Annotated in this window: 5 protein-coding genes and 1 pseudogene; 1 reads left to right on the plus strand and 5 read right to left on the minus strand. The window is 68.8% G+C overall.

Going from position 1 to position 5,370, the window contains the following annotated elements; all coding sequences use genetic code 11:
* Nucleotides 1-76: 76 nt before the first annotated feature.
* Nucleotides 77-1,201: a quinolinate synthase NadA gene (gene nadA, locus GRX66_RS16230; protein ID WP_159527463.1), complete on the minus strand. Its 1,125-nt coding sequence runs from the start codon at nt 1,199-1,201 to the stop codon at nt 77-79.
* A 294-nt stretch (nt 1,202-1,495) separates the two neighbouring features.
* On the opposite strand from nadA, the gene GRX66_RS16235 reads away from it, so the two are divergent.
* On the plus strand, nt 1,496-1,678 hold the full coding sequence (locus GRX66_RS16235) for a hypothetical protein (protein ID WP_159527459.1): 183 nt from the start codon (nt 1,496-1,498) through the stop codon (nt 1,676-1,678).
* 38 nt (nt 1,679-1,716) lie between these two features.
* On the opposite strand, the gene GRX66_RS16240 is transcribed toward GRX66_RS16235, so the two are convergent.
* From GRX66_RS16240 to GRX66_RS16255, 4 genes and pseudogenes are all read right to left on the minus strand, one after another.
* Complete coding sequence (locus GRX66_RS16240; RefSeq protein WP_159527460.1) at nt 1,717-3,234, minus strand: amidohydrolase; 1,518 nt, start codon at nt 3,232-3,234, stop codon at nt 1,717-1,719.
* A 61-nt stretch (nt 3,235-3,295) separates the two neighbouring features.
* Nucleotides 3,296-3,684, minus strand: a pseudogene (locus GRX66_RS20605) (DUF4260 domain-containing protein).
* Between the two features lie 79 nt (nt 3,685-3,763).
* On the minus strand, nt 3,764-4,924 hold the full coding sequence (locus tag GRX66_RS16250; RefSeq protein ID WP_159527461.1) for a thiamine ABC transporter substrate-binding protein: 1,161 nt from the start codon (nt 4,922-4,924) through the stop codon (nt 3,764-3,766).
* The gene (locus tag GRX66_RS16255; protein ID WP_159527462.1) at nt 4,921-5,265 is read right to left on the minus strand and encodes a thiamine-binding protein; all 345 of its coding nucleotides are present in this window, start codon (nt 5,263-5,265) and stop codon (nt 4,921-4,923) included. The genes GRX66_RS16250 and GRX66_RS16255 overlap by 4 nt, the downstream gene beginning before the upstream one ends.
* Between the last annotated feature and the right edge of the window lie 105 nt (nt 5,266-5,370).

The following is a 5,370-nucleotide window of genomic DNA, read 5'->3' on the forward strand; positions in this document are numbered from 1 at the left end:
GCCGCGAGCGCCGCCGCACAGCCCGCGATGCCGCTCCCAACGACCAGCACGTCGGCGGTGTGTTCGCCGGGCATCGTCACACCTCCAGCATGCGGTCCAGGGCGACCTGCGCGAGCTCCTGCTCCTCGGGCGCGACCTCGATCACGTTGCGCTCGCGGCCCTCGACCAGTTCCTCGAGCACCCACGTGAGGTAGTTCGGGTCGATCTGCCGCATCGCGTTGCAGTCCATGCAGGCGTCGCCGCACAGCGGCACCACCTCGACCTCGGGGTGCCACCGCTGGAGGTGGTTCGTGAGGTGGATTTCGGTGCCGATAGCCCACGTCTCGCCGGGGTCGGCGTCCTCGATTGTCTGCGTAATCGTCGCCGTGGAGCCGACAACGTCGGCGGCTTCGACGACGTCGCGGCGGCACTCCGGGTGGACGACGACGCTCGCGTCGGGGTGGTCGGCTCGAATCGCGTCCACGTGGTCGGTCGTGAAGCGCTCGTGGACCTGGCAGTAGCCGTCCCAGAGGACGATGTCGGCGTCGGCCACCTCCTCGGCGTCCTTCCCGTCGGCGGCCCACGGGTCCCACTCCACCGTCGCGTCTGCCATGTCGAGGCGGTGGGCGGTGTTCTCCCCGAGGTGCTTGTCCGGCAGGAACAGGACCTTGTCCCCGCGCTCGAACGCCCACTCGAACGCGCGGTGGGCGTTCGACGACGTACAGACGAGGCCGCCGTGTTCGGCGCAGAACGCCTTCAGGTCGGCGTACGAGTTCATGTACGTGATGGGGATGATGGTCTCGTCGGGCGCGGCCGACGTGATGTCCGACCACGCGGCGTCGACCTGCAGGGCTTCGGCCATCCCCGCCATGGGACACGACGCCTCCATCGACGGCAGAATGACGGACTGGTCGTCGTCCGTGATGATGTCGGCGCTCTCGGCCATGAACGTCACGCCGCCGAAGATGACGTAGTCGGCGTCGGCGTTCGCCGCTTCCGTCGAGAGCTGGTAGGAGTCGCCGACGAAGTCCGCGTGCTCGACGATCTCCCGGCGCTGATAGTTGTGGCCCAACACGACCACGTCGTCGCCGAGTTCGTCGCGCGCCGCCTCGATGCGCTCGCGGCGCTCCGATTCGTCGAGGTCGCGGTAGGCCGGGGGGAGCTGTTCGAGGTTGTCGTACTTGAAGAGACTCAGGTCAGTCTCGAACGTCGCCGCATCCATTTTTGCCACGTTCAGGTCACCGTAGTACGTTACCCGACGAAATACTGTATTGAAAACTTTTTCTCTTCAATACTGGAACTACACGACTACCACTCACGCGAGCCGCGGGATGACGGGAACAATCGCATACGAGCCGATTGAGAACTGATCTGTTCCGTCGGAGGCGCGACCGACCATCCAAAAACCGGGAACTCCGCTGTGCCGACCACGGACGGACTGGAGCGGACCGCTGGCCGTTCGAGCGCGGCCGCCACCCGCAGCAACGTTTTTGCCGTGTTGTGCGTACCCACGCGCATGGAACCGAAGCGCTACGACACCTTCCTCCGGGTGTGGGTGCTCGTGGCGGTGGTCGTCGGGAACGCCCTCATCCTGTTCGGGGAGGCGACGCTCACCGGCATCGGGGTGGTGCTGGTCGTCGTCGGCCTGGTGTCGCTCATCGCCGTCGTCCGGAACGCGCTGACGCCCGACCCGGCGTAGGCGCGGCCGGCGAGTTCGTCCGGGGGCGGGCGGCGCGGTCAGTCAGCGCGGTAGACGACGTCGCCGTCCACGACCGTCAGCGCCACGTCGATGTCCCGGATGGCGTCGGGGTTCGCCCACGGCGACGACTCCAGGGCGACGAAGTCTGCGACGGCGCCCGTCTCGATGACCCCCATCTCGTCCTCGCGGAACCCGGCGTACGCGCCGCCCGACGTGTACGCCCGGAGGGCCTCGGTGACCGAGAGCCGCTGGCTCTCCGCGGGCGGGTTCACGGCGAAGTGGACGCCCAGCAGTGGGTCGATTGGCATCGCGTCGCTGCCGAACGCCAGCGGGACGCCCGCCTCGAGGTAGGCGGGGAACCTGTTGGACGCCGCCCGTCGCTCGGTCCCGAGGCGGTCCTCGTAGAGGCCGTCCTCGCCCGCCCACTTCAGGAAGTTCGGCTGCATCGACGCCACGACGCCCGACTCGGCCATCCGCTCGATGGCGTCGTCGCTCGCTAGTTCGGCGTGCTCGATGCGGTGGCGACGCTCGGCAGGGTCGCCGGTGGCCTCGTAGGCGTCCAGCACGGCATCGATTGCCTCGTCGCCGATTGCGTGTGCTGTCACCTGCAGGCCGGCGTCGTCCGCCCGCGAGACGATCGCGTCCAGTTCGTCGGGGTCGACCACCCACTGGCCTGACTCGTCGGGCGCGTCCGCGTACGGTTCGGAGAGCTTCGCGGTGTGGCCGCCGAGGCTCCCGTCCGTGAACGTCTTGATGCCGCCGACCTCGACCATCCCGGAACCGTGGTTCGTCCGCAGGCCGGTCTCGAGGACGGCGTCGAGGTGGTCGCTCCAGTAGTTCAGTCGCACGCGCACCGTGAGGTCGTCCGCGAGGTCGAGTTCGCGGAACGCCCGCGGAGCGTGTGACTGCCGCACCATGTCGTGGACGCACGTGATGCCCGCCTCGTTGGCCTCGCGCTGGGCCGCCCGCAGGAGGGACTTCGTCTCCCCCGGTCCCGGGTCCGTGGCGTCGTAGACGACTTCCACGGCGTCCTCGACGATGCGGCCGTCGCCGAGCACGTCGCCGTCCGGCAGCTCGCTGTCGTACTCCTCGAGGGCGACGCCGTTCACGGTCGCCGTGTGCATGTCCTCGCGGACGGCGGCGACCGGCCGCGTCTCGCTGACGGCGTCGAGGTCAGACTGGTGGATGTCGTCGGCCTCCCACGTGGACTCGTCGTACCCGAACCCGAGCACCCACCCGGCGTCGGTCTCGTCGGCGCGCGCTCGGAGGCGGTCAGTGACCTCGCTGGGGCCGCTGGCGCCGCGGAGGTCCGCGTGCACGCCGTACTGGCCGACGGTCTCCATGTGCGTGTGCGCGTCCACGAACCCCGGGAGGAGCACGCGGCCCTCGAGGTCGACGACGTCCGTCCCGGTGTCCGCCAGGAAGTCGATGTCGTAGTCGCTGGCGAGGCGGACGACGCGCCCGTCTCGCACCGCGACGGCTTCGTACGTCGTCCCGCTGCCGTCGAGCGCGTGGACGACGCCGTTGTGCAGAATCAGGTCGGCTGCCGCAGTCATGTCTCGACTGCGGACGCCCGCCCGCTTAGACGTTCGGGAAGCGGGCACGTCGGCCGCGGCGTCACTCGTGTTCCGACTCGGCGAGCGTCCCCAGCGGCGCGGGCTGCGTCGACAGGTGAGTTTGCTTGAATCCGGACTCGTACTTGAGGCCGTAGCCGACGAGGCGGTCGGCGCCGATGTGGCCGGCCCACACGAGGGCGACGAGCACCGCGCCCTCGCCGCCGGTCCAGAAACCGGCCGCGCCGAGGACGGCCGGAAGCGCGTACGTGTGGGCGAGGTTGTACGTCTGGCTCCCGACGCGGGGCCCGCGAGGTAGCCGAGCATCGAGAGGTCGGGCGCCAGCGCCAGCACCGCGAACAGCCACAGCGGTCCGTCGAGCGCAAAATAGCTCCACACCGCGAGCGCAAAGACCGCCAGCCCCTCAATCCGGAGATACGACCGAGGATTCATGCCACGGTAGTATGCTGTCAGATACGATATGCGTAGCGGTCGGGCGCCCTGCGCGGCCGGCGACCGACTCACCGACTGCTCACTGCGTGGCGATGCGCTGGGCGACCTGTTCACGCCAGTCGTCGGCGTTGTCCCGGAGCGTCTCGTAGCCGTACTGCAGCGGATTCTTCGGCGTGTGGACGTACTGCTGCATGTCCTCGGGGAGGCTGGCGTCCTGGACCGTCGGGATGCCGACGTTCTTCACGGCGACCTCGCGCTGGGTCTCGGCCTCGAGCATGAAGTCAGCGAACGTGTGCAGGAGGTCGTCCTTCTCCGAGCCCGCGAACCGCGCCGTCCCGGAGACGTACGCGTACCCCTGGTCGTTCGGGAACGCGATCTGGTGGCGCGCCATGTCCACGTCGCTCTGGGACGCGTACACCTGGTCGGTGCTGTACGAGACGACCATCGCGGCCTCCTCGTTGGAGTACGCGCTGTACGCGGCGTTCCACGACCCCGTGGTCTGGAGGCCGTTGTCGATCAGGCGGTCCCAGTAGTCGAGGTAGCCGTCGGTCCCGTACTCCTTGACGGTCCACAGCAGGAAACTCAGCCCGGTCACCGTGTCCTGGGGGTTCGGGAGGATGAGTTCGCCCTCCCAGGCGTCCTTCGTCAGGTCCTCGAGCGTCGCGGGCGCGTCGACGACGTTCTCGTCGTAGACGATGCAGACGTAGGAGGCGCCGGTCGGGAGCACGCGCTGCTGGGGGTCGAACCGGTAGGCGTCCACGATGTCGCCGCTGTTGGAGACCCGGGACGTGTCGAAGGCCTCGAACAGGGACTCGTCGAGGTTGCGGTCCGCGCGCACCAGGCCGGTCGGCGTGACGCCGACGTAGCCGTCCGCGCCGAGTTCGACGCCCTCCTGCTTGCGCTGGATGAAATCGTTGAGTTCGTTCTCCCGGACGACCCACTCGAAGTCCACGTCGTACTCGGACTCGAAGGTCTCTTCCACCCAGTCGCCGGCGCTCGTCGACACGGCGTCGACGTACGCCTGCGTCGTCCCGATCTTGAGCGACTGCGTCTCGCTGGCCGTCGTCGCGGTCGTCCCACCGCTCGTGGTGGCCGTCCCCTCGCTGGTGGTCTCCGCGGCCGTCGTTTCGGCGTTGCTGTCAGACGTCTCCACGCACCCGGCCAGACCGAGCGTGGCCGCGGTCCCGACGGTCGCGACGAACCGCCGCCGGGAGGAGGACCGCTGCTGGTCGTCGCTCATTCGTCGCTCACCTCGTCGGCGCGGGCGTCCTCGCTGGCGGCCGGCCGGCCGAGGTGCGTCTCGACGCGGTCGACTTTCTCCTCGACGGCGAGGTCCTCCTCGCGGAAGTGGTCGATCTTGAGTTTCGTGCTGACGCGGCTGCCGGCCACTGCTTCGGTGGCGCCCTGCGCGGCGGCGAAGACCTCGTCCAGGGATTCGGCTTCGATGGTCGTCTCCATCGGGTGGGTCTCGTAGCGCACGTCGTAGTCCTCGAGCGCGTCGATGGCGTTCGCGATCTCCGCGTCGAAGTCCACCTCGGGGCTGTCTATCGGTGCAACCGACAGCATCGCGGTCACGGTCATACCACTAGGTTCGATTACTCAGTGATATAATGCACTATTCCGGATGGCGGCCGGCCCGGGTCTGACGCGTCGACCGCGTGCCCCACGGCCGCCGCCGCGACCGCG

Origin of the sequence: Halobacterium bonnevillei, from assembly GCF_009831555.1 — an archaeon.
GTDB classification, from domain to species: Archaea; Halobacteriota; Halobacteria; order Halobacteriales; family Halobacteriaceae; genus Halobacterium; species Halobacterium bonnevillei.